22 protein-coding genes and 1 pseudogene are annotated in these 20,902 nt (G+C 68.0%); 7 read left to right on the forward strand and 16 right to left on the reverse strand.

Annotated features, from left to right (window positions below; translation table 11 throughout):
- Positions 1 to 213, reverse strand: a pseudogene (locus ABS73_RS09870) (glutamine--fructose-6-phosphate transaminase (isomerizing)); the annotation flags it as partial.
- Positions 213 to 1,532 (reverse strand): bifunctional UDP-N-acetylglucosamine diphosphorylase/glucosamine-1-phosphate N-acetyltransferase GlmU, encoded by a 1,320-nt coding sequence (gene glmU, locus ABS73_RS09875; RefSeq protein ID WP_286693443.1) that lies wholly within the window; start codon positions 1,530 to 1,532, stop codon positions 213 to 215. The gene glmU and the pseudogene ABS73_RS09870, both read right to left, overlap by 1 nt.
- A 117-nt stretch (positions 1,533 to 1,649) precedes the next feature.
- Here glmU and ABS73_RS09880 point away from each other — a divergent pair, with 117 nt between their 5' ends.
- Positions 1,650 to 2,324, forward strand: a complete 675-nt coding sequence (locus tag ABS73_RS09880) for an HAD-IA family hydrolase (protein WP_277023725.1) — start codon at positions 1,650 to 1,652, stop codon at positions 2,322 to 2,324.
- Between the two features lie 39 nt (positions 2,325 to 2,363).
- Here ABS73_RS09880 and bfr read toward each other — a convergent pair whose 3' ends face one another.
- A complete protein-coding gene (gene bfr / locus ABS73_RS09885) occupies positions 2,364 to 2,849 on the reverse strand; it encodes a bacterioferritin (RefSeq protein ID WP_277023724.1) in 486 nt (161 codons plus the stop codon).
- A complete protein-coding gene (locus ABS73_RS09890; RefSeq protein ID WP_136857963.1) occupies positions 2,797 to 3,090 on the reverse strand; it encodes a (2Fe-2S)-binding protein in 294 nt (97 codons plus the stop codon). The genes bfr and ABS73_RS09890 overlap by 53 nt, the downstream gene beginning before the upstream one ends.
- A gap of 118 nt (positions 3,091 to 3,208) precedes the next feature.
- On the opposite strand from ABS73_RS09890, the gene queA reads away from it, so the two are divergent.
- The 3 genes from queA (at position 3,209) to lpdA (ending at position 7,055) form a co-directional block, all read left to right on the forward strand.
- Positions 3,209 to 4,255, forward strand: a complete 1,047-nt coding sequence (gene queA / locus ABS73_RS09895) for a tRNA preQ1(34) S-adenosylmethionine ribosyltransferase-isomerase QueA (protein ID WP_277023723.1) — start codon at positions 3,209 to 3,211, stop codon at positions 4,253 to 4,255.
- Positions 4,256 to 4,340: 85 nt separating this feature from the next.
- A complete protein-coding gene (locus ABS73_RS09900; RefSeq protein WP_277023722.1) occupies positions 4,341 to 5,597 on the forward strand; it encodes an MFS transporter in 1,257 nt (418 codons plus the stop codon).
- A gap of 66 nt (positions 5,598 to 5,663) precedes the next feature.
- Positions 5,664 to 7,055 (forward strand): dihydrolipoyl dehydrogenase, encoded by a 1,392-nt coding sequence (gene lpdA / locus ABS73_RS09905; protein ID WP_277023720.1) that lies wholly within the window; start codon positions 5,664 to 5,666, stop codon positions 7,053 to 7,055.
- A 51-nt stretch (positions 7,056 to 7,106) separates the two neighbouring features.
- On the opposite strand, the gene ABS73_RS09910 is transcribed toward lpdA, so the two are convergent.
- A complete protein-coding gene (locus ABS73_RS09910; protein WP_277023719.1) occupies positions 7,107 to 9,521 on the reverse strand; it encodes a penicillin acylase family protein in 2,415 nt (804 codons plus the stop codon).
- A 139-nt stretch (positions 9,522 to 9,660) separates the two neighbouring features.
- Here ABS73_RS09910 and ABS73_RS09915 point away from each other — a divergent pair, with 139 nt between their 5' ends.
- The 3 genes from ABS73_RS09915 (at position 9,661) to ABS73_RS09925 (ending at position 12,715) form a co-directional block, all read left to right on the forward strand.
- A complete protein-coding gene (locus tag ABS73_RS09915) occupies positions 9,661 to 10,527 on the forward strand; it encodes an NAD(P)-dependent oxidoreductase (RefSeq protein WP_277023718.1) in 867 nt (288 codons plus the stop codon).
- Between the two features lie 95 nt (positions 10,528 to 10,622).
- The gene (locus ABS73_RS09920) at positions 10,623 to 11,006 is read left to right on the forward strand and encodes a PaaI family thioesterase (RefSeq protein ID WP_277023716.1); all 384 of its coding nucleotides are present in this window, start codon (positions 10,623 to 10,625) and stop codon (positions 11,004 to 11,006) included.
- A gap of 80 nt (positions 11,007 to 11,086) precedes the next feature.
- Positions 11,087 to 12,715 carry a long-chain fatty acid--CoA ligase gene (locus ABS73_RS09925; protein WP_277023726.1) on the forward strand — a complete coding sequence of 543 codons (1,629 nt, stop codon included), beginning with the start codon at positions 11,087 to 11,089 and terminating at the stop codon, positions 12,713 to 12,715.
- Here ABS73_RS09925 and ABS73_RS09930 read toward each other — a convergent pair.
- The 11 genes from ABS73_RS09930 to ABS73_RS09980 form a co-directional block, all read right to left on the reverse strand.
- Positions 12,712 to 13,122, reverse strand: a complete 411-nt coding sequence (locus tag ABS73_RS09930) for an acyl-CoA thioesterase (RefSeq protein ID WP_277023714.1) — start codon at positions 13,120 to 13,122, stop codon at positions 12,712 to 12,714. The genes ABS73_RS09925 and ABS73_RS09930 overlap by 4 nt on opposite strands.
- On the reverse strand, positions 13,119 to 13,355 hold the full coding sequence (locus ABS73_RS09935; RefSeq protein ID WP_277023712.1) for a ribbon-helix-helix domain-containing protein: 237 nt from the start codon (positions 13,353 to 13,355) through the stop codon (positions 13,119 to 13,121). Before ABS73_RS09935 ends, ABS73_RS09930 begins: the two co-directional genes overlap by 4 nt.
- Positions 13,352 to 13,552 (reverse strand): DUF4169 family protein, encoded by a 201-nt coding sequence (locus tag ABS73_RS09940; protein ID WP_277023710.1) that lies wholly within the window; start codon positions 13,550 to 13,552, stop codon positions 13,352 to 13,354. The genes ABS73_RS09935 and ABS73_RS09940 overlap by 4 nt, the downstream gene beginning before the upstream one ends.
- 65 nt (positions 13,553 to 13,617) lie before the next feature.
- Positions 13,618 to 15,012 (reverse strand): class II fumarate hydratase, encoded by a 1,395-nt coding sequence (fumC, locus tag ABS73_RS09945; protein WP_286693444.1) that lies wholly within the window; start codon positions 15,010 to 15,012, stop codon positions 13,618 to 13,620.
- An 87-nt stretch (positions 15,013 to 15,099) separates the two neighbouring features.
- Positions 15,100 to 15,990, reverse strand: coding sequence for a dihydrodipicolinate synthase family protein (locus ABS73_RS09950; RefSeq protein ID WP_277023707.1), 891 nt, complete (start codon positions 15,988 to 15,990; stop codon positions 15,100 to 15,102).
- Between the two features lie 3 nt (positions 15,991 to 15,993).
- A complete protein-coding gene (locus ABS73_RS09955) occupies positions 15,994 to 16,479 on the reverse strand; it encodes an SspB family protein (protein WP_277023705.1) in 486 nt (161 codons plus the stop codon).
- 176 nt (positions 16,480 to 16,655) lie between these two features.
- Positions 16,656 to 17,030, reverse strand: a complete 375-nt coding sequence (locus ABS73_RS09960; protein WP_277023703.1) for a DUF8776 family protein — start codon at positions 17,028 to 17,030, stop codon at positions 16,656 to 16,658.
- On the reverse strand, positions 17,027 to 17,416 hold the full coding sequence (locus ABS73_RS09965) for a response regulator (protein WP_136857977.1): 390 nt from the start codon (positions 17,414 to 17,416) through the stop codon (positions 17,027 to 17,029). Before ABS73_RS09965 ends, ABS73_RS09960 begins: the two co-directional genes overlap by 4 nt.
- A gap of 11 nt (positions 17,417 to 17,427) precedes the next feature.
- Positions 17,428 to 18,294, reverse strand: coding sequence for a CheR family methyltransferase (locus tag ABS73_RS09970; protein WP_277023701.1), 867 nt, complete (start codon positions 18,292 to 18,294; stop codon positions 17,428 to 17,430).
- Positions 18,291 to 18,761 (reverse strand): chemotaxis protein CheW, encoded by a 471-nt coding sequence (locus tag ABS73_RS09975; protein WP_136857978.1) that lies wholly within the window; start codon positions 18,759 to 18,761, stop codon positions 18,291 to 18,293. The genes ABS73_RS09970 and ABS73_RS09975 overlap by 4 nt, the downstream gene beginning before the upstream one ends.
- 3 nt (positions 18,762 to 18,764) lie before the next feature.
- The gene (locus tag ABS73_RS09980) at positions 18,765 to 20,900 is read right to left on the reverse strand and encodes a chemotaxis protein CheA (protein ID WP_286693445.1); all 2,136 of its coding nucleotides are present in this window, start codon (positions 20,898 to 20,900) and stop codon (positions 18,765 to 18,767) included.
- Positions 20,901 to 20,902 lie beyond the last annotated feature (2 nt).

Consider the following 20,902-nt stretch of genomic DNA (forward strand, 5'->3'; position numbering starts at 1 on the left):
CCCGATGCCCGCATGCCCGGTCAGCGGCTGGTGGACCAAGAGGTCGCTGAGGTTGACCAGCTTGCCCACCGCGCGCCTGCGCTCCAGCTGTCCAGTGGCATCCACCGTCGCCACCCCGGCGCTGTCATAGCCCCGATACTCCAACCGCCGCAGCGCATCGACCAGCTGAGGCGAAACCTCGTGACGACCCAAAATCCCGATAATGCCGCACATCAGCGGGCCTCCTTCTTCAGACGCAGGGCGGCCATCAGGCGCAGGGCCAGGCCGGGCTTGGTCGCCTGCCGGGCGCGGCCGATGGCCAGGGCGCCGTCGGGGATGTCTTCGGTGATGACCGATCCCGACCCGGTCATCGCATCGGCCCCCACGCGGACGGGCGCCACCAGCATCGTGTCGCTGCCGATGAAGGCGCGCGCGCCGATGGTGGTGCGGTGCTTGGACACGCCGTCATAGTTGCAGGTGATGGTGCCCGCGCCGATATTCGTGTGCTCGCCCACATGGGCGTCGCCCAGATAGGTCAGGTGGCCGACCTTGACGCCCTCGTCCAGGACGGCATTCTTGATCTCGACGAAGTTGCCGACATGCACGTCCGCGCCCAGTTCGGCGCCGGGGCGCAGGCGGGCAAAGGGGCCGACGGTCGCGCCCTCGCTGACATGGCACCCCTCCAAGTGGCAGAAGGGCAGGATCTCGGCCCCCGATTCCACCGTCACGCCAGGGCCAAAGACCACGTTCGGCCCGATCACCGCATCGCGTCCGATGACCGTGTCCAGCGCCAGAAAGACGCTGCCCGGGTCGGTCAGGGTCACGCCGTCATCCATCAGGCGCGCGCGGGCGCGGGCCTGGAACGCGGCCTCGGCTGCGGCCAGCTCAACGCGGGTGTTGATGCCCAGGGTCTCGGCCTCGGGGCAGATGACGACATCGGCGCGGCGGCCTTCGGCGCGGGCCAGGGCCACCAGGTCGGTCAGATAGTATTCGCCCGATGCGTTCTGGTTGGACAGCCCCGCGATCAGGCGGCGCAGCAGATCGGCCGACAGCGCCATGACGCCGGAATTGCACAGCGCGATGTCGCGGGTGGCCGTATCGGCGTCCTTCCATTCGACGATCCGCTCCAGCCCGCGATCGGTGACGACCAGTCGGCCATAGCGGCCCGGGTCCTCGGCCTCAAAGCCCAGCACGACCAGATCGGCGGGGTCCTCGGCGATGAAGGGGGTGTCGCCGTAAAGGACGATCACGCGGCCCTCGAACCCCTCCAGCGCGGGCAGGGCCTGGCGGACGGCGTGGCCGGTGCCCAGCTGTTCGGCCTGCAGGACGCAGGCGGCGTCCGGGTCCAGCCGGGCTACGGCTGCGGTGACGGCCTGCGTGCCATGGCCGGTGACCACGACGATCTGTTCCGGCTCAAGGCTGCGGGCGGCGCGCAGGGCGTGCCCCACCAGCGGCACGCCGCCCAACCGGTGCAGCACCTTGGGCAGGTCGGACTGCATTCGGCTGCCCTGACCTGCCGCCAGAATCACCACCGCCACCGCGTTTTCGCTCATGTCCCGCCCCATCGTCTGTTTGCTTTTCATCAAGTGCGTTCTAATCGGGGCAGGGCGCGCTGGAAAGGTCCGGTGCGGTCACCTTTGTTTTCCGAATATGTCCGAAGGGGATGGCGCATGGCTGGAACGGTGGTCTTCGATCTGGACGGGACGCTGGCGGATACGTCGGGCGATCTGGTGGCGGCGGCGAACGCCTGTTTCCGGGCGCGGGGTCTGGGCGACCTGCTGGACCCGGTCGCGGATGCGCTGATCGCGTTTCATGGCGGACGGGCGATGCTGCGGGCGGGATACGGGCGGATGCCGGGCGACCGGCTGCTGCCGCCGGGCGCCGAGGATGAGGATTTCGACCGCCTGCTGGGCCATTACGGGGAGGCGATCGCGGTGCATACGCGGCTGTATCCGGGGGTCGAGGCGGCGTTGGACCGGCTGGCGTCGGACGGGCATCTGCTGGCCGTCTGCACCAACAAGCCCGAGGCCCTGGCCGAGACGCTGCTGCGCGAGCTGGGCATCCGCGACCGCTTTGGCGCGATGATCGGCGCCGACACGCTGCCGGTGCGCAAGCCCGACCCGCGGCCCTATCGCGCCGCGGTCGAGGCGGCGGGCGGCCAGGTCGGACAGTCGTTCCTGGTGGGAGATACCGAGACGGACCGCAAGACCGCCGCCGCGGCAGGGGTCAAGGTCGCGCTGGTTGCCTTTGGCCCGGAGGGCGAGGCGTTGTCGCGCTTGGCGCCAGAGGTCCTGCTGGCGCATTTCGACGAGTTGCCGGGCATCGCGCGGGATTGGCTGGGATAGGGGGCGGCCCCCCTATCCCGTTTGTGGACCGCGCGGGCCTTATTCTGCCTCGTTCGCGGGCTTGGCGTTCAGATGGCCGTAATTCTGCGCGCCGATGGTATCGAACAGGTGGATCTGCGTCTCGAGGAAGTCGATATGGCCCTCCTCATCGGCGATCAGCTCCTCGAACAGGACCTTGCTGACATAGTCGCCGACGCTGTCGCAGTGATCGCGCGCCTCGATATAGAGGGTGCGGGCGTCATGTTCGGCGGCCAGGTCGCTGTCCAGCGTTTCGCGCAGGGTCTGGCCGATGCGCAGCGGGTCCAGCTTCTGCAGATTCGGATGGCCTTCCAGAAAGATGATCCGCTGGATCAGCTTGTCGGCGTGGTTCATCTCCTCGATGGATTCCTCGCGCGACTTGGCGGCGATGCGGCCGAAACCCCAGTCCTCCTGCAGGCGGTAATGCAGCCAGTACTGGCTGACCGCCGTCAGTTCAGACCGCAGTGCGGCGTTCAGATATTCGATGACTTTGGCGTCGCCCTTCATGGCTGGCTTCCTTTTCGTGAATGGGTCGGGTCCGCAGGATCGGCGGGGCGACACCCACCCTATCGCAGCCGCGCATGGTGTCCAGAAAGAGTGGCATGCAACCGCCGCAATCGGCCCGCTTGCCAAGCGCGTGATAGATCTTGCCGGGCGTGATGATGGTCTGGGGGTCCGCCGTGCGCATCCAGTCGATGGCGGCGCGGATGTCGTGATCCGAGATCTGGGTGCAATGGCAGACGATCATGGCGGGCCTCCTGTCGGGCGGAAATTTACCGATTCCGTCAGGCTTGTAAAGTCCGATGCTTTTGCTTGGTCTTCACGACGCCTTGACGGAAACGCGCGCGCACCGCACAAGCCCGGCCATGAAGCTGACCGATTTCGATTTTGACCTGCCCGAGGGGCTGATCGCCACCCGTCCCGCACGCCCGCGCAGCGCGGCGCGCCTGCTGCTGGCCGAGGGCGGCACCATCGCCGACCGCCATGTGGGCGACCTACCGCAGATCCTGCGGCCCGGCGATCTGCTGGTGCTGAACGACACCAAGGTGATCCCCGCGCGCCTGACCGGCACCCGCGCGCGTCAGACGCCGCAGGGCGAGGCCGTCGCGCGCATCGAGATCACCCTGCTGGAGCCCGCCGCCGAGGGCTGGCAGGCGCTGGCCAAACCGCTGCGCAAGCTGCGCGTGGGCGAGGTGATCCGCTTTGGCGACGCCCTGTCGGCCGAGGTGGCCGAGATGTCCGCGACCGGCCTGCGGCTGATCTTTGACGCGACCGGGGAGGCGTTCGATGCCGCGCTGCAACAGGTCGGCGCGATGCCGCTGCCGCCCTATATCGCGGCGCTGCGGGCACCGGACGACCAGGATCGCGACGATTACCAGACGGTCTGGGCAGCGCATCAGGGGGCCGTGGCCGCCCCCACCGCCAGTCTGCATTTCGACGCCCCCCTGCTGGAGGCGTTGGCCGCGCGCGGGGTCGAATTCGTGCATGTCACCCTGCATGTGGGGGCGGGGACGTTCCTGCCGGTCAAGGTCGATGACGTGACCACCCACCGCATGCATGCCGAATGGGGCGAGGTCACGCCCGAGGCCGCCGCCGCCGTCAACCGCGCCAAGGCCGAGGGCCGGCGGGTCATCCCCGTTGGCACCACCGCCCTGCGGCTGATCGAATCGGCAGCCCCCGAGCGGGGGCACATCGCGCCGTTCCGCGGCACGACCGACATCTTCATCTATCCCGGTCATCACTTCCGCGTCACGGACGGGCTGATGACCAATTTCCACCTGCCGAAATCGACGCTGCTGATGCTGGTCTCGGCGCTGATGGGGGCGGAAAAGATCCGGGAAATCTATGGACATGCGGTCCGAGACGGGTATCGTTTCTTCAGCTATGGCGACGCGTCGCTGCTGATCCCCTGAGGTCGCATTCCGGCTGGCATCGGGGGGCCGTCGGGCATAGGTCGGGCGCTCTGCCCCGATGCCCCTGAACGAGACGAGACCCGCGATGATTTCGGTGTTGCGCACCACCTGGCCCCTGCTGCTTGGCATCCTGCTGCTGATGGTGGGCAACGGCATGCAGGGCACGCTGCTGGGCATCCGCGGCGGCATCGAGGGCATCCCGACCTTCCAGATGTCGGTCGTCATCACCAGCTATTACGGCGGGTTCCTGTTGGGCAGCCTGACGGTGCCGGACCTGATCAAGAACGTGGGCCATGTGCGGGTCTTTGCCGCCCTGGGGTCGCTGATTTCGGCGGTGCTGGTCCTCTTCGCGGTCGAGCCGCACTGGATCAGCTGGACGTTGCTGCGGTTTCTGATCGGGTTCTGTTTCTGCGGCGTCTATGTCACCGCCGAAAGCTGGCTGAACGCCGGCTCGACCAACGAGAACCGGGGCCAGACCCTGTCGCTCTATATGATCGTGCAGCTCTTGGGCATCGTGGTGGCGCAGGCGTTGCTGAACGTCAGCGATCCGGCAGGGTATCTGCTGTTCATCATCCCCTCGGTGCTGGTGTCGCTGGCCTTCACGCCTATCCTGCTGTCGGCCCAACCCGCGCCGCAGTTCCAGACCATCAAGCGGATGTCGTTCCGCCGACTGTACCGGGCGTCCCCCCTGGGCTGCGTGGGCATCTTCCTGATCGGGGGGGTGTTCGCGGTCCTGTCGGGCATGTCGTCGGTCTGGGGTGCGCAGATCGGGCTGTCGGTGGCGCAGATCAGCCTGTTCGTGGCCGCGATCTATGCGGGCGGCCTGGTGCTGCAATATCCGATCGGCTGGATCTCGGACCGCTATGACCGGCGCAAGCTGGTGCTGGGCATGTCGGCCATCGGGGGGCTGTGCGGGCTGGTCGTGGTGGCGGCGCAGCCGGGCACGGTGGGGCTGGTTATCGCGGGGGCGATCATGGGGGGCGTGGCCAACCCGGTCTATGCGCTGCTTCTGGCCTATACGAACGACTATCTGGATCAGTCGGACATGGCCTCGGCCTCGGCGGGCCTGCTGTTCATCTATGGCATCGGCAGCATGGGCGGGCCGATCATCACCGGCTGGATGATGGGCGTGATGGGGCCGGACGGCTATTGGGTCTATATGGGCGTGCTGCTGGCGCTGCTGACGGCCTATGCCGGATGGCGCACCACGCAGCGCCGCGCGCTGACCCCCGACGAACAGGGCAGCTTTGCCGTCATCACCCCCAACGCCACGCCCCTGGCCGTCGACGCGGTGCTGGAGGAGGCGCAATCCGACGACCCCCAGCAGCAGACGGCGTCCTGACCGCCCGCTTGCCGCGTTGGGGCAAATGGTTTAACGCTGAACTATAATTCATCAGCGGGGGACCGGATGGCCCAGAATTTCGACGTGGTGGTGATCGGCGCAGGCCCGGGTGGTTATGTCGCCGCGATCCGGGCAGCGCAGCTGGGCCTCAAGGTGGCCTGCATCGAGCGTGAGCATCTGGGCGGCATCTGCCTGAACTGGGGCTGCATCCCGACCAAGGCGATGCTGCGCTCTGCCGAGGTCTATCACCTGATGCACCGCGCCAAGGATTTCGGCCTGAAGGCCGACGGCATCGGCTATGACCTGGACGCGGTGGTGAAGCGGTCACGCGGGGTGGCCAAGCAGCTGTCGGGCGGCATCGGGCATCTGTTCAAGAAGAACAAGGTCACCGTCATCATGGGCGAGGCCAAGTTGGAAGGGCCGGGCCGCGTCACCGTCAAGACGGAAAAGGGCTCGGAGGAGGTCACCGCGAAATCCATCGTGCTGGCCACGGGCGCGCGGGCGCGCGAGCTGCCGGGGCTGGAGCCGGACGGCAAGCTGGTCTGGAACTACAAGCATGCGCTGGTGCCGCCGCATATGCCCAAGAAACTGCTGGTCATCGGGTCGGGCGCCATCGGCATCGAATTCGCCAGCTTCTTCAACACGCTTGGTGCCAAGACGACCGTGGTCGAGGTCATGGACCGCGTCCTGCCCGTCGAGGATGCCGAGATCAGCGCCTTCGCCAAGAAGCAGTTCGTCAAGCAGGGCATGACGATCATGGAAAAGACCGCGGTGAAAAAGCTGGACCGCAAGGGCGACACCGTCACCGCCCATATCGAGGTTGGCGGCAAGACCGAGACGCATGAGTTCGATACCGTCATCTCGGCCGTGGGCATCGTCGGCAACACCGAAGGGCTGGGCCTGGAGGAGGCGGGGATCACCGTCGACCGCACCCATGTCATTACCGACGAATATTGCCGCACCGGGGTCGAGGGCGTCTATGCCATCGGCGATCTGGCCGGCGCGCCTTGGCTGGCGCACAAGGCCAGCCACGAGGGCGTCATGGTGGCCGAGCTGATCGCGGGCAAGCACCCCCATCCGATCAAGCCGGGATCCATCGCGGGTTGCACCTATTGCCACCCTCAGATCGCATCCGTCGGCCTGACCGAGGCCAAGGCCAAGGAGCAGGGGCTGGACATCAAGGTCGGGCGCTTCCCCTTCATGGGAAACGGCAAGGCCATCGCCCTGGGCGAGCCCGAGGGCATGGTCAAGACCATCTTCGACGCCAAGACCGGAGAGCTGCTGGGCGCCCACATGGTCGGTGCCGAAGTGACCGAGCTCATCCAGGGCTATGTCATCGGCCGTCAGCTGGAGACGACCGAGCAGGACCTGATGGAGACGGTCTTCCCGCACCCGACCCTGTCCGAGATGATGCACGAGGCGGTTCTGGACGCCTATGGGCGCGCCATCCACTTCTGATCGGCACGACAGCGCGACGATACGGGGGGCCTTTGTGCCCCCCGTTTTGCGTCAATCGACCGGGGTCAGGGTGGTGATGCCGGTGGCGGCGGCCCGCGCCAGATCGGGGTCCAGTGACATGCCGACATATTCGCCGCGCCGCCACAGGCCCGCCAGATCGTCGTAATGGCGCGACAGCGGGTGCCCCGACTGCCCGGTCGAGGTGATGAAGACCGAGCTGTCGGGATCGGCCAAGTCGATCACGCTGCGGAAACCCGCGCCGGTCGCGGCCTGGAAGGGCTGCGGCCCGCTGCCCGTCATGCCGCTGCGCGCCACGGTGAACTCCTCTCCCGAGATGGACTGGGTGATGTTCATGATCCAGCCCAGGGCGGGCAGCGCGCCCAGACCGGGGTGGCGGTGCTTGGCCTGATGCGCATCGCCCCACCGCCAGCTGGCCACGTCCGATCCATAGCGCGCCGACAGGTCCAGAATGGCGCGGTCCAGCGACTGGCGGGCGATGGTCGCGCAATCCTCGGTCGCGGCGGATTGGACGATGTCGCACCAGGCCGAGGCGCCGCCGCGGTTGCGGAACACGGTGTCGATGAAGCGGGGCTGCAGGCGCAGCAGGTCATCGGCCATCGGCCCCAGCTCGTCGCGGACAAGACGGTCCTGTAGCGCGTCCATCCAGGCGGTGTAGATCAGCGGTTCGGGCAGATGCTCGTTCATGGCGCCGTCCCATTCCGCCAGCAGGGTCAGCGCGTCCTGGCGCTGGCGTTCGGGGGTGCCGGGGGCGGCGGGGTCGCCCGTGAACCACAGATTCGCCCCCACCAGCGGCAGCAGCGCCCGCGCCGCCGGGCTGACGATGTCCAGCTGCGCCGCGATGAAGCTGTCGCGCGAATGCACCTCTCGGTCGCCCAGCAGGTAGGACAGGCGGTCGCGGCGCAGCCCGTCGCTGGCATCCTCGGTCGCCAGGGCCAGGCCCGCATCGGGGCGCTGCGCCTCGCCCGCAAGGGCGGTGGCCCCGGTCCAGGCGGTCTGCGGCAGCCAGCCGGGCGCGGGCAGGGCGCCCGCCGTCGGATGGTCGGGCGCGCGCTGCGGGGCGGCCCCGGCGGACAGACGCGTCACCGCCTCGGCATCGGCCAGGGTCACAGCCAGCGCGGGCGCGACCACGCCCCTCAGCGCGCGGGTCGCCTGTGCGCTGTCGTGCGCGCGCATCAGCCCCATCAGCGCCGACATGGTTCCGTCCTGGCGCGACAGGCCCGTCCAGCGCAGGGCGGGCACATGGCCGATGGGCACGACGTCGCGCAGGCCGGGGTCCAGGCCCGGCACCACGGGGCCGTTCTGGGTGTCGCGCAGGGTGATGGTCTGCGAGGGCGCGTCCAGCACGCGGATCACCTCGGTCCGGGTCTGGAAGGCGGTCCAGCCCTGCGGGCCGCGATAGCGGTCGGGATTGCCGGGCTGGACCTCTTCGATGGCGATGTCGGCCACGTCCAGGTCCAGCGGCGTCAGCGCCCAGGACAGCGACGGGTTGCGCCCCGACAGGACCAGCGGCATCCCCGGCACCGTCGCGCCGATCACCCCGCCCGAGGCCAGCTCCAGCCGCGCCAGATAGAACAGCGAGGGCACCGTCAGCCCCACATGCAGGTCGTTGGCCAGCAGCGAGGCCCCCGCCGCCGTCCGCTGCGGTTCCGCCCCGAAGGCATTGCCGCCAAGCGCCTGCCCGGGCCGCAGGAACCCCAAGGGGTCGTGCCCAGCCTGCAGGTCGCGCCGCCGGTCGGGCGTGCCAAGCCGCGCGCCGGGGAACAGCGTGGCGTAATCGGGCAGGTCGTCGGGCACGTCGGCGCGGTCCAGGATGCGCATGCCGTCCTGGGGCCAGGCCAGGGCCAGGCGGGCGCGCAGGATCTCTTCGGTGGCGGCATCGGTGCTGGCGGCGGCCAGCAGTTTCAGGATGGCCAGCGAATCGGCGGGCTGCCAGAAGGTGATGACATCGGGAAACAGAAAGAATTCGGGCGCGCCGCGGCCCATCGCGCCGGCATTGACGATGCCGATCCATTGGTTCACGCCATCCGCATAGGCCTGCAGCGCGGCGCGGGTGGGCGCGTCCTGCACCTCCAGCGAGGCCTGGGCCGCACGGTGCAGACCCAGCCTGCGCGCCAGATCGTCGACCGGCAGCGCGCGGGGGCCGTGGATTTCTGCCAACCGGCCCTGGGCCGCGCGGCGCAGCACGGTCATCTGGAACAGCCGGTCCTGCGCATGGGCCAGGCCCAGGGCAAAGAACACGTCGGGGTCGGTCTGGCCAAAGATATGGGGCACGTTCTCGGTCGAGCGGACGATCTCGACCGGGGCGGTGATGCCCTGGACGCGGTGGCTGGCCCCGTAATCGGGCAGCGAGCGTACGGCGAAATACCAGACCAGCACTGCCGACAGCACCAGAAGCACGATCAGGCCGATGGTCAGCCGCAAGAGCCAGCGAAACAATGTCAGCATTCTGGGGGCCGGTCCTTGGGGGTGCGCGCGGCACGGGTTGACCCTGCCGCGCATGGGTGGTGGTGTGGCTGCATAGGACAGGCGCGCAGGCATTTCAACGCATCGCCACGCGCGATCAGGACATCCCGAGGAGAGTTGAATGGCGAAGGTGGCGTTTCTGGGTCTGGGCGTGATGGGGTTTCCGATGGCGGGCCATCTGGCGGCGGCGGGCCATCAGGTGACGGTCTATAACCGCAGCGGCGCCAAGGCCGAGGCCTGGGTCGCGCGTCACGGCGGTGCCCATGCGCCCACCCCGCGCCAGGCGGCGGAGGGGGCCGACCTGGTCCTGTGCTGCGTGGGCAATGACGACGATCTGCGCCAGGTCTGCCTGGGCCCCGACGGCGCCTTTGCCGGCATGGCGCGGGGCGCGGTGCTGGTCGATCACACGACCGTTTCGGCGCAAGTCACGCGCGAACTGGCGCAGGTCGCGGCCCAATCTGGCCTGGGCTATGTCGATGCGCCCGTGTCCGGCGGGCAGGCGGGGGCCGAGAACGGCCAGCTGTCGGTGATGTGCGGCGGCACGCAGGCGGATTTCGACCGCGCCGCGCCGGTGATCGACGCCTATGCCAAGATCTGCCGGCGGATGGGCGAGGTCGGCGCCGGTCAGATGACCAAGATGTGCAACCAGATCGCCATTGCCGGGTTGGTCCAGGGGCTGGCGGAATCGCTGGCCTTTGCACGCAAGGCGGGACTGGATGTGACCGATGTCGTCGAGGTGATCAGCCAGGGGGCCGCTGGCAGTTGGCAGATGGTGAACCGCCATGCGACGATGGATCGGGGAGAGTTCGAACACGGATTTGCGGTCGACTGGATGCGCAAGGATCTGGCGATTTGCCTGCAGGCCGCCGATCAGCTGGGCGCGGTGCTGCCGGTGACGGCCCTGGTCGACCAGTTCTACAAGGACGTGCAGCTGATGGGTGGCGGACGATGGGATACGTCTTCGCTGATCGCGCGTCTGCCGCGTTGAGGCGGCGCGTGATCATGATCTGCGGGCTCCGGGAGTGCGGGCCTCGCGCGGCGGTGCCGGTTGCGCCCGCATGTTACTGACGAAAGGATTCGGCCATGTCGAACCACAGCTTTGCCGGAACGATCGAATTCGAGATCACCGGCGTGAATGCCCGCGAGGCGGTCGGAGAGATGACCGTGACCGATGACGTGCGCAACCCCTTTGGCACCGTCCATGCGGGCGCGCTGATCTGGTTCGCGGATGTCGTGGCCACCAACCTGGTCCTTGGCGGAGAGCAGCCCGAAGAGGGGATGGACAGCTTTCCCGTCGCCGTGACGCTTAACGCGCAACTGCTGGCGAACCGGCAGGAGGGCGTGCTGACCGCGCGCGCGTCGTGGTTGCGGCGGGGGCGGCGGGTCTCGACCGTGCGCACGCAGGTCACCGATGCGGGGAACGCGATCCTGCTGGATCTGACCTCGACCCATGTGACGGCGCGCTGACCCTGCGGCAGCCGCGATGCTGACGGGTTGAAACGCCCCGCAATCCCGCCATCATGGCCCCCGACGAAGGAGGAGACGTCATGGACGGCCTGATGATGCACCGCCCGCTGCTGCAAAGCGGGCTTCTGGATTTTGCGGCCGAAGGGTTCCCCGCGGCCGAGATCGTGTCCCGCCGGGTCGAGGGCGATCTGCACCGTCAGGGCTGGGCCGCGACCCGCGCCCGCGCCGTGCAGCTATCCCTGGCGCTGGAGGAGATGGGCGTGGCCCCGGGCGACCGTGTGGCCACGCTGGCGTGGAACGGCCACCGGCACCTGGAGATCTATCACGCGGTTCCGGCCATCGGCGCGGTCTGCCATACGATAAACCCGCGCCTGTCTGCGGAACAGATGGTGTTCATCGCGCATCACGCGGGCGACCGGATGCTGTTCGTCGACCTGACCTTCGTGCCGCTGCTGGAGGCGCTGCGCGACCGCCTGCCACCGATGCGCTATGTCGTGATGACCGATGCGGCGCATATGCCCGACACGGCGCTGGACGCGCTGTGCTATGAGGATCTGCTGGCGGGGCGGGCCACGGACCGGACCTGGCCCGATTTCCCGGAAACCACCGCATCGGGGCTGTGCTATACCTCGGGGACGACGGGCGACCCCAAGGGGGTGTTGTATTCGCACCGCTCGAACATGCTGCATGCGCTGGCGACGGCGGCGGTGCTGGGCCCCGATCTGGGGCCGCAGCCGCGCATCCTGCCCGTCGTGCCGCTGTTTCACGTCAATGCCTGGGGCCTGCCCTTCACCGCGCCGCTGATCGGGGCCAGCCTGATCATGCCCGGCCCCGCGCTGGACGGCGCCAGCCTGTGGGATCTGTGCGAGGCCGAGGCCGTGGACAGCGCCTGGGGCGTGCCCACCATCTGGCAGGGCCTGATGGCCGAGATCAAGACCCGCGGCGCCAAGCCCCGCGCCCTGCGCCATATCGTCGTCGGCGGCAGCGCCATGCCGCGCAGCCTGACCGAGGCCTTCGAGGGGATGGGCATCGACGTGAACCACGCCTGGGGCATGACCGAGACGTCACCTCTGGGCAGCCAGGGGTCGCTGACGCCGGTGCAGCGCGCGCTGCCCTTTGATCAGCGCATGGCGCTGAAGCAGGCGCAGGGGCGGCGCGTCTTCGGGGTCGAGATGAAGATCGTGGACGACGCCGGGCAGCGCCAGCCCCATGACGGCCAGGCGATGGGAGAGCTGTTCGTGCGCGGCAACACGGTCGCCGCGGGCTATCACGACAATGCCGACGCGACCGCGCGCGCCGTGGATGCGGAGGGATGGTTCGGCACCGGCGACATCGCCTCGATCAGCGCCGAGGGCGTCCTGACGCTGCGCGACCGGGCCAAGGACCTGATCAAATCGGGCGGCGAGTGGATCAGCTCGATCGACGTCGAGAACCTGGCGCTGACCCATCCCGATGTCGCCCAATGCGCGGTGATCGCGCTGCCCCATCCGAAATGGGATGAGCGCCCGCTGCTAGTGGTCAAGCCGCGCGGCGATACCCGCCCGACGCTGGAGGATGTCTGCGCCGTCCTGCGCCCGCATCTGGCCAGCTGGCAGCTGCCCGACGACATCGTGTTTGTGGATGACATGCCGCTGACCGCGACCGGCAAGATCAGCAAGCTGACCCTGAGAGAGCGGTTCGCGGTTCACGTCCTGCCCGATCTGCGCTAGCGCAGCGTCTCCAGAAAGGCGCGCTGTCCGTCCGGGATCGGGACCGGGCGGCGCGTATCGCGGTCCAGCGTGACGGTCACGAAATGCGCCAGCGCCGCGGGGCTGGGGGCCGCGCCGTCGAACATGCCCATGTCGAACCGCGCCGAGCTGCGCCCCAGATGCGTGACCGCCACCCCGATCCGCAGCGTCACGGGCCATAACAGTTCGGCCAGATAGCGGCAGCCGTTCTCGACGACCACCAGCAGCGGCGCGTCTCGCCCCAGAAAACCCTGTCCCGCCAGGGTCAGGGTCATCGCCTCGTCGAACAGCTCCAGATAGGTGGCGTTGTAGATATGGCCGTATTGGTCATTGTCCCGCCAGCGGGTCGGGATGGTCTGATAAACCGGATAGGCGCGGCCGGATGTCATGCCCCTGGGCCCGCATGGGCCAGCACGAAGAGGCGCAGGGCGGTGGCCAGGCCGATCTCGGGTGGGCGGGCGTGGTCGATGCGCCCGATCAGCGCCGCACGGGTCAGGTCGCGGGCGGCGGCCTGGGTTGCCAGCGCCTTCCAGAACGCATCCTCCAGCGAGACCGAGGTGCGATGCCCGTCGATGGTCACCGACCGCTTGAGCGGGGGTGTCATGGGCGGCAGATCGATCATTCGTCGGGCAGGTCCTGTTGGGGCGGGTCCGGGCGGTGGGCGTCGAGAACGCGGGCGGCGCGGTCCTGTTCGGCCTGGCGGGCATCGCGCAGGGGCTTGGCCTCGCCATGGATCGCGGCATTGGTGTCGCCCTGCGCGCGGCGCGCGTCGCGGGCGCGCGACTTGCGGGCCTGGCGCAGGTTGATGATGCGGGTCATGGCGGTCCGTGAAACGACTGAGGGCGCGCCACTGTGGCGCGCCCCCCGGGTTCGGGTCAAGAGGATCAGCCCTTGGGGCTGATCATGTCCTCGGGGCGCACGACGCGGTCGAAGGTGTCGCCATCGACAAAGCCGAGTGCGATGGCCTCCTCGCGGAGCGTGGTGCCGTTCTTATGCGCGGTCTTGGCGACCTTGGTGGCGTTGTCATAGCCGATGGTCGGCGCCAGCGCCGTCACCAGCATCAGCGATTCGCGCATCAGCTGGTCGATGCGCTTGACGTTGGCCTGAGTGCCCACGACCATGTTGTCGGTAAAGCTGCTGGCCGCATCGCCCAGCAGCTGCATCGACTGCAGCACGTTGTAGGACATCATCGGGTTGTAGACGTTCAGCTCGAAATGGCCCTGCGATCCGGCAAAGCCCACGGCGGCGTCATTGCCCATCACATGCGCGCAGACCATGGTCAGCGCCTCGGCCTGGGTGGGGTTCACCTTGCCGGGCATGATGGACGAGCCCGGCTCGTTCTCGGGCAGGATCAGCTCGCCCAGACCGGAACGCGGGCCCGAACCCAGCAGGCGCATGTCATTGGCGATCTTGAACAGCGATCCCGCCACCGTTTTCAGCGCGCCCGAGAACATGACCATCGCGTCATGGGCGGCCAGTGCCTCGAACTTGTTGGGGGCGGTGACAAAGGGCAGGTCGGTGATCGTGGCTATTTCCGCTGCAATCGCCGTGTCCCAGCCCACCTTGGTGTTCAGGCCGGTGCCCACGGCGGTGCCGCCCTGCGCCAACTCGTAGATGTCGGGCAGGCATGCGCGGACCCGTTCGATCCCCTTGCGAACCTGATGGGCATAGCCGCCGAATTCCTGGCCAAGCGTCAGGGGCGTCGCATCCTGGGTGTGGGTGCGGCCGATCTTGATGATGTCCTTGAACTCGGCTGATTTGGCCTCCAGCGCGGCGGCCAGTTTCTCCAGACCGGGCAGCAACGTGTCGCGCGCCAGCATGCCGATGGCGACATGCATCGCGGTCGGGAAGGTGTCGTTCGACGACTGACCCATATTGCAGTGATCGTTCGGATGGACGGGCTTTTTCGAGCCCATCTCGCCGCCCATGATCTCGATCGCGCGGTTGCTGATCACCTCATTGGCGTTCATGTTTGACTGCGTGCCCGACCCTGTCTGCCAGACGACCAGCGGAAAGTTGTCGTCAAAGCGGCCCTGGAACACCTCGGTCGCGGCCTGTTCCATCGCCTCGGCCAGATCGGCGGGCAGGTCGCCATTGGCGCGGTTCACCCGCGCGGCGGCCAGCTTGATCGCGCCCAGGGCGCGGATGATCGGGACCGGCTGACGCTCCCAGCCAATCGGGAAGTTGATGATCGAACGCTGCGTCTGCGCGCCCCAGTATTTGGAGGCGTCAACCTCCAGCGGGCCGAAGCTGTCGGTTTCGGTGCGGGTCTTGGTCATCGGGTCGCTCCCTCACGGTTTCGTGCCGGGTTTAGCGGGAAGGGCGCGCGGGCGCAATTCGTATGCGACGGTATGCCGTCGCTAACATCAGGCGTCGATGGCCCGGATCGCCGCGCGCAGGGCGGCATGGTCGGCATCGGGCAGCGGCAGGAGGGGACGCTGCGGAACCGCCTCGGTCAGGTCCATCAGGCGCGCGGCCGCATGGATGACCCGCAGGCTGCCGTAACGGCGAAACAGCGCCCAGAGCGGCTGGAACCGCTCCTCCGCCAGGCGTGTGCCCGTGGCGTCACCCGCGCCGGCCGCGCAGGACAGGGTCAGCGTGGCATCGGGCCACAGGCCCGCGGCGACGCTGAACCAGGCATCGGCGTGATCCAGCAGCGCCCGGGCGCAGCCCCAATCCCCGCTATAGCCGATTACGAAGCCTGGCGGCAGCAGGGGGCGCAGGGCCGCGATCTCGGTCGCGATGTCGCCCGATGCGGGCAGGGGCATCTTGACCCCGGCCACATGCGGCAGCGCCGCCAGCCGCGCCAGCAGGGCATGGTCCAACGTCACATGGGTGGTGGTCGGGTTGTTGTAGATGACCAGCGGCAGCTGGCCCGCCTCAGCCACGTGGCGGAAATGGGCGACGATCTCATCCGGGGTCAGCGGCTGATAGGCGACCGGGGCCAGCAGCAGGCCCTGGGCTCCGGCCTCGCGCGCGTCGCGGGCCAGGGCTGCGGCATCGTCGCTGCGCAGCGCGCCGACGCCCACGATGACGGGAACGCGCCCACCCGCCGCTTCCAGGGCGATGCGGGTGGCGCGGCGGCGCTGCTCCAGCGACAGATAGGCATAGTTGCCGGTGCTGCCCAGGACCCCGATGGAATCGACCCGGGCGCGGGCGATGCGGGCGACGATGCGGCGCAGGTCGGTCTCGATCACCGTGCCGTCAGGGGTGGCCGGGGTGATCGGAAAGGCGCACAGCCCGCGCAGCAGGTCCACCGCCTATTTCCGCCAGCGGTCCAGACGCACGACATCAGCCCCGCCCGAGGGCGGCTTGTCGTCGCCGTCATCCTCGGCGTCCAGCTGATATTCCGCATCGGCCTCCTCGTCCTCATCGCCATCCTCGTCGCCATCCTGCGTCTCGAAGCGGAGACCGAACTCGACCGAGGGGTCCACGAAGGTGCGCAGCGCATCGAAGGGGATCTTCAGCGGCTCGGGCTGATTGCCGAAATTCAGCGTGATGGTGAAATGGTCGGGCTGGATCGTCAGGTTGTCGAACCAGTGCTGGATGACGATGGTCATCTCCTCGGGATAGCGGTCGCGCAGCCAGGCGGCCATCTCGACCCCGTCGTCGCGGGTGTCAAAGGTGATGAAAAAGTGGTGGTCGCCGGGCAGGCCCTCGCGGGCGATCTGACGCAGAACCTCTGCGATCAGCCCCTGCATCGCGCGATGCATCATCCCGCCGTAATCCAGACCTGATCGCGCCATGACGTCACCTTTCCTGCACGCGGCCAAGCATAGGGATATGGCCGCGGATGAAAAGGGGGGCCGAGGGCGAAATCGCCCGCTCCCGTCCGGACTGCCGCCTGCGGGCACCGGGGCCGTCCATCGCCAGGTAACGCCCGCCCCCGCCCGATAAAGGGCGGGTGATCGGGCAGGCCGGGTCATCCGTCGGCATGGCCCCACAGATCGTCCTGCGGGTCGTGGTCGGGCACGCGGGTCTCCCCCGTCAGCCGCAGCGATTGCGCCCGAAGGTCCAGCGCCGAGCCGGCCCCCGATGGGTCGAACGGCTGGTCGGGCGGGGTCTGCTGGGCCACCAGGGCCAGAAACACCGACAGCCCCTCGACCTCCTGTCGCAGCAGGTCGGCCACCTGCAGCGATTGCGCGGAGCCGTCCGTGACCTCCAGCATCGCGCCAAGCGCCTCGTCGATCTGCGCAAGGGCCACGGCGATCCGCCTGGCCTCGACCGAGGCGCGGTCCAGCGCCTCGCGCAGCGAGCCCTGGACCTCCGGTTCGGTATGCTGCCGCAAAGCGCTCATTGCAGCTTGCCCGTGACCGATTCGATGCACTTCAGCAGTGCCTCCTTGGTGAAGGGCTTGGCGATGAAGTTGTTCATGCCCGCCCGCTGGCCGCGTTCGATCATCTCGCGCGTCGCGGTGCCGGTGATCAGGATGAAGCCGATGCGCTGCGTGCTGGGGTTCTGGCGCAGCGCCTCCAGCAGCATCAGCCCGTCCATGCCCGGCATGTTGTAATCCGAGATGACCAGATGCACCGGTGCCGCGGCAAGCCTGCGAAACGCGGTCTCTCCGTTCGCCTCGTACTGGACATTGACCAGGCCCGCCCAGTCCAGCGCCTGCTCGATCAGCGAGCGGCTGATGGTCATGTCGTCCACCACCATCACATGAAGGTTCGATTTCTGTGCCATGTTTGTCCCTTTCACGTCCTGGCAGGAGCCGGCGTCTCATTGCGCCGGTATTGGGTGGTGCCCGTCGCCTGGAACAGCGCCGCAGCGGGGCCGTCCAGGCGTTCGGAATGTCCGATAAACAGCGCGCCCCCTTCGTTGAGCGCCGCCGCGAAGCGCGACCAGAGCCGCTGCCGGGCGGCGCTGTCGAAATAGATCGCGGTGTTGCGGCAGAAGATCACGTCGAACTTGCCCGAAAAGGGCCAGTCGTCATGCAGATTCAGTTCGCCAAAGCGCATCACGCGCTTAAGATCGGGCTTCGCGTCATAACCGTCGCCCTGCGGCTGGAAATACCGTTTCACCCGCGGCGCGCCGACAGGGGTCACGGCCTCGGCCGAGAAATGACCCCGGCGCGAGCGTTCGACCATCTCGGGGTCGATATCGGTCGCCAGGATCAGGGTGTCGTGATTGGCCGCATCGGGAAACGCGTCCAGCAGGGTCATGGCCATGGAGTAGGGCTCCTCACCCGAGGACGACGCCGCAGACCACAGGCGCAACCGGCGGCCCGCCCGCGCCTGCGTGATCATTGCCGGCAGGACATCCTGGCCCAGGCTCTGGAAATGATGGCCCTCGCGAAAGAAGGCGGTGACATTCGTGGTGATGGCCGACAGCAGGTGCCGGCGCTCCTCGGGGCCGTCGCCGCTGTCCAGCCTGTCGCAATAGGCGCCGTAATCGGGCAGGGCCAGAACCCGCAGGCGGCGGTTCAGTCGGGCCATCAGCAGGCTGCGCTTGGACTCCGACAGGATGATGCCGCTGTCCTGATGGACGATCGCGGCGATCTTGCGGAACTGCGCATCCGTCAGGACCGGCCCGGGGGGGGAGGCTGTGGCAGCTGCTCTCACGCTTCGACCCCATGGGCTGCGGGCAGCAGCTGCGCCAGGTCGATCTTGCGCAGGATGCGACCGTCCTCCAGCGTGATCATGCCGACGATGAATTCGCGCGCCGGGTTCGACGCGATGTCGGGCACGGCCTGGATATGGTCCTCGTTGATGGGCAGGATGTCGGACACCAGATCCGCCAGTAGGCCCACGATCCGCCCGGCATGCATCGCGATGATGACGACGTGCCGATGCGACGGCGTGGCCGCCCCGAACCCAAGGCGGGCCGACAGGTCGACGACCGTCACCACGGAGCCGCGCAGGTTAATCACGCCTTTGACGTAATCGGGCGCGTGGGGCAGCATGGTGGTGGGCGTCCAGCCTCGGATTTCGCGGACCAGACCGATATCGATGCAAAAGTCCTGGTCGGCCAGCTTGAAGGCCACGACATCGCTTTTGCCGACAGAGTTATGCGAGATGGATTGCAGCATGCGTCACCCGTTCGATGCCATGGCGGCCATGCGGCGGCCCTGGTCGTTGGACATGGAGAGGAGGATTTCTTCGGGGTCGATGATCAGGGCGATCTTTCCATCGCCCAGGATCGTGGCGGCCGAGACGCCCGGAACCCGGCCATAGTTCTGCTCTAGGCTCTTGATGACCACCTGGCGCTGGTCAAAGATCGCATCCACCCGGAACGCGGCGCGCTTGCGGCTGTCGGTCTCGACCACGATCAGCACGCTGCTGTCGGGGCCGCCTTCGGGCTGGGTGACGCCGAAGCTGGCGCAGAGGTCGATGATGGGGATTAGCTCTCCGCGGTTGGACAGCAGCTGCGAGCCGTGGCCCACACCGTGCAGCATCGAGCTTTCGGGGCGAAGGGTTTCCTGCACCGCGGTGATCGGCAGCACCATCGTCTGGTCGCCCAGCTGGATCAGCATCCCCTCGACCACCGCCAGGGTCAGCGGCAGCGCGATGGAGAACGTTGTGCCCTCGCCCTCGGTGGACTGGATCATCACGCGGCCGCCCAGGCCCATGATCTCGCGGCGGACGACGTCCAGTCCGACGCCGCGACCCGACAGGGCCGACACCTCGTCCTTGGAGGAGAAGCCGGGCAGGAACAGCAGCTGATCGATCTCGGCCGGTGACAGGTTGGCGCCGGGGGCCACCAGCCCGCGATCCTCGGCGATCTGGCGGACCTTGGCGCGGTTGATGCCGCCGCCGTCATCCGACACCTCGATCTGGACGCGACCGGACCGATGGGCGGCCGACAGGGTGATCGTGCCCTCCTGCGGCTTGCCGCGGCGTTGGCGGGTCACCGTATCCTCCAGCCCGTGATCGACCGAGTTGCGGATCATGTGGGTCAGCGGTTCGACCAGTCGTTCGATCATGGTCTTGTCGACCTCGGTCTGCTCGCCGATGGTGATCAGTCGGACGGGTTTGCCCGTAGCATCCGCCGCCTCTCGCAGGATGCGGTGCATGCGCTGGAACACCAGCTTGAGGGGCTGGGCGCGGATCGCCATCACGCTTTCCTGGATGTCGCTGGCCAGCTGGCGGATCGCGTCCAGGCCCGCAATGACGTCGGGCTGCTCGTGCATGCCGGCCGTCTGGATGACCTGCGACAGCATCGCCTCCTTGATGACCAGCTCACCGATCATGTTCATCAGGCGGTCGACCCGGTCCAGCGCGACCCGGATCGTCGGGGCCGCCTGGCCGGCATCGGACTGTGCGGCGGCACGGGGGCCTGCCGCGGGTGCGGTCGAGGCCTCGTCCGGGGTCGTGGGTGGCGGGGGCGTCTGGACGGCCTCGGCCGGGGCCGGGTCATGTTGCGCCGCGACCTCGGGCTCGTGCTCGGGTTCGGCAGGTATGATTTCCGGAATGGGGGCCGGGCGGATGGACAGCATGCAGCAGTCCTCGACGAATTCGAACACGCTCATGATGGCGGCCTCGTCGACGCCCTCCGGCATGCCGATCTCCCAGGCCAGGCCGGGCTGTTCGGGCGACCAATCCTCCAGGGGCGCGACCGATTCGTCGTTCAGCACGACGTCGCAATCGCCAAGCTTTTGCAGACTGGCTAGAAGGGCCATCGGGTCGTTGCCGGACCGGTACAGCTGAAATCCTGGGGCCATCTGCACCAGCAGCCCCGCGCGCGCAGGCTCGGCCGTCGGCATATCCACGCCCAGGGGCGCGTCGAAGGACAGCGGGGCGCCGAAATCCAAAGTGATCGGGGTGAATTCGAATGCGGTGTCTTCCTCGCCGTCCGAATCGATCAGGCCGTCCAGCTCGGCCATCAGACCGTCCACCTTGACCTCGTCAGGGTCCTGGCCCGACCGCGCGGTGCCGACCAGATCGGTCAGGCAGTCCGAGCAGCGATGCAGCAGCCCCATGATCAGGGGCGTGACCTCGATCTTGTCCGAGCGGACCAGATCCAGCACCGTCTCGAAGCGATGTGCAAAGGTCACCAGGGTGGTCAGGCCAAAGGCCGCCGCGCCGCCCTTGACCGAATGCACTGCGCGGAACACGGCGTGCACCGTTTCCTTGTCAAAGCCCGGCTGCTCCATTTGGCGCAGGCCATTGGCCAGAACCTCCAGCAGCTCGTCGCATTCGACGAAGAACATGTCGCGGAATTCGTCCATGT

It is taken from the genome of Paracoccus sp. SCN 68-21, from assembly GCF_001724535.1.
Lineage (GTDB): Bacteria > Pseudomonadota > Alphaproteobacteria > Rhodobacterales > Rhodobacteraceae > Paracoccus > Paracoccus hibiscisoli.

What these genes read in the sequence shown, in the direction of transcription:
- glmU (WP_286693443.1), bottom strand. Translation starts at nt 1,532, where the DNA reads ATGAGCGAAAACGCGGTGGCGGTGGTGATTCTGGCGGCAGGTCAGGGC.
- queA (WP_277023723.1), top strand. Translation starts at nt 3,209, where the DNA reads ATGAAGCTGACCGATTTCGATTTTGACCTGCCCGAGGGGCTGATCGCC.
- ABS73_RS09880 (WP_277023725.1), top strand. Translation starts at nt 1,650, where the DNA reads ATGGCTGGAACGGTGGTCTTCGATCTGGACGGGACGCTGGCGGATACG.
- ABS73_RS09915 (WP_277023718.1), top strand. Translation starts at nt 9,661, where the DNA reads ATGGCGAAGGTGGCGTTTCTGGGTCTGGGCGTGATGGGGTTTCCGATG.
- ABS73_RS09930 (WP_277023714.1), bottom strand. Translation starts at nt 13,122, where the DNA reads ATGACATCCGGCCGCGCCTATCCGGTTTATCAGACCATCCCGACCCGC.
- ABS73_RS09980 (WP_286693445.1), bottom strand. Translation starts at nt 20,900, where the DNA reads ATGGACGAATTCCGCGACATGTTCTTCGTCGAATGCGACGAGCTGCTG.
- ABS73_RS09925 (WP_277023726.1), top strand. Translation starts at nt 11,087, where the DNA reads ATGGACGGCCTGATGATGCACCGCCCGCTGCTGCAAAGCGGGCTTCTG.
- ABS73_RS09935 (WP_277023712.1), bottom strand. Translation starts at nt 13,355, where the DNA reads ATGATCGATCTGCCGCCCATGACACCCCCGCTCAAGCGGTCGGTGACC.
- ABS73_RS09955 (WP_277023705.1), bottom strand. Translation starts at nt 16,479, where the DNA reads ATGGCGCGATCAGGTCTGGATTACGGCGGGATGATGCATCGCGCGATG.
- bfr (WP_277023724.1), bottom strand. Translation starts at nt 2,849, where the DNA reads ATGAAGGGCGACGCCAAAGTCATCGAATATCTGAACGCCGCACTGCGG.
- lpdA (WP_277023720.1), top strand. Translation starts at nt 5,664, where the DNA reads ATGGCCCAGAATTTCGACGTGGTGGTGATCGGCGCAGGCCCGGGTGGT.
- ABS73_RS09900 (WP_277023722.1), top strand. Translation starts at nt 4,341, where the DNA reads ATGATTTCGGTGTTGCGCACCACCTGGCCCCTGCTGCTTGGCATCCTG.
- ABS73_RS09890 (WP_136857963.1), bottom strand. Translation starts at nt 3,090, where the DNA reads ATGATCGTCTGCCATTGCACCCAGATCTCGGATCACGACATCCGCGCC.
- ABS73_RS09940 (WP_277023710.1), bottom strand. Translation starts at nt 13,552, where the DNA reads ATGACCCGCATCATCAACCTGCGCCAGGCCCGCAAGTCGCGCGCCCGC.
- ABS73_RS09965 (WP_136857977.1), bottom strand. Translation starts at nt 17,416, where the DNA reads ATGGCACAGAAATCGAACCTTCATGTGATGGTGGTGGACGACATGACC.
- ABS73_RS09910 (WP_277023719.1), bottom strand. Translation starts at nt 9,521, where the DNA reads ATGCTGACATTGTTTCGCTGGCTCTTGCGGCTGACCATCGGCCTGATC.
- ABS73_RS09960 (WP_277023703.1), bottom strand. Translation starts at nt 17,030, where the DNA reads ATGAGCGCTTTGCGGCAGCATACCGAACCGGAGGTCCAGGGCTCGCTG.
- ABS73_RS09975 (WP_136857978.1), bottom strand. Translation starts at nt 18,761, where the DNA reads ATGCTGCAATCCATCTCGCATAACTCTGTCGGCAAAAGCGATGTCGTG.
- ABS73_RS09920 (WP_277023716.1), top strand. Translation starts at nt 10,623, where the DNA reads ATGTCGAACCACAGCTTTGCCGGAACGATCGAATTCGAGATCACCGGC.
- fumC (WP_286693444.1), bottom strand. Translation starts at nt 15,012, where the DNA reads ATGACCAAGACCCGCACCGAAACCGACAGCTTCGGCCCGCTGGAGGTT.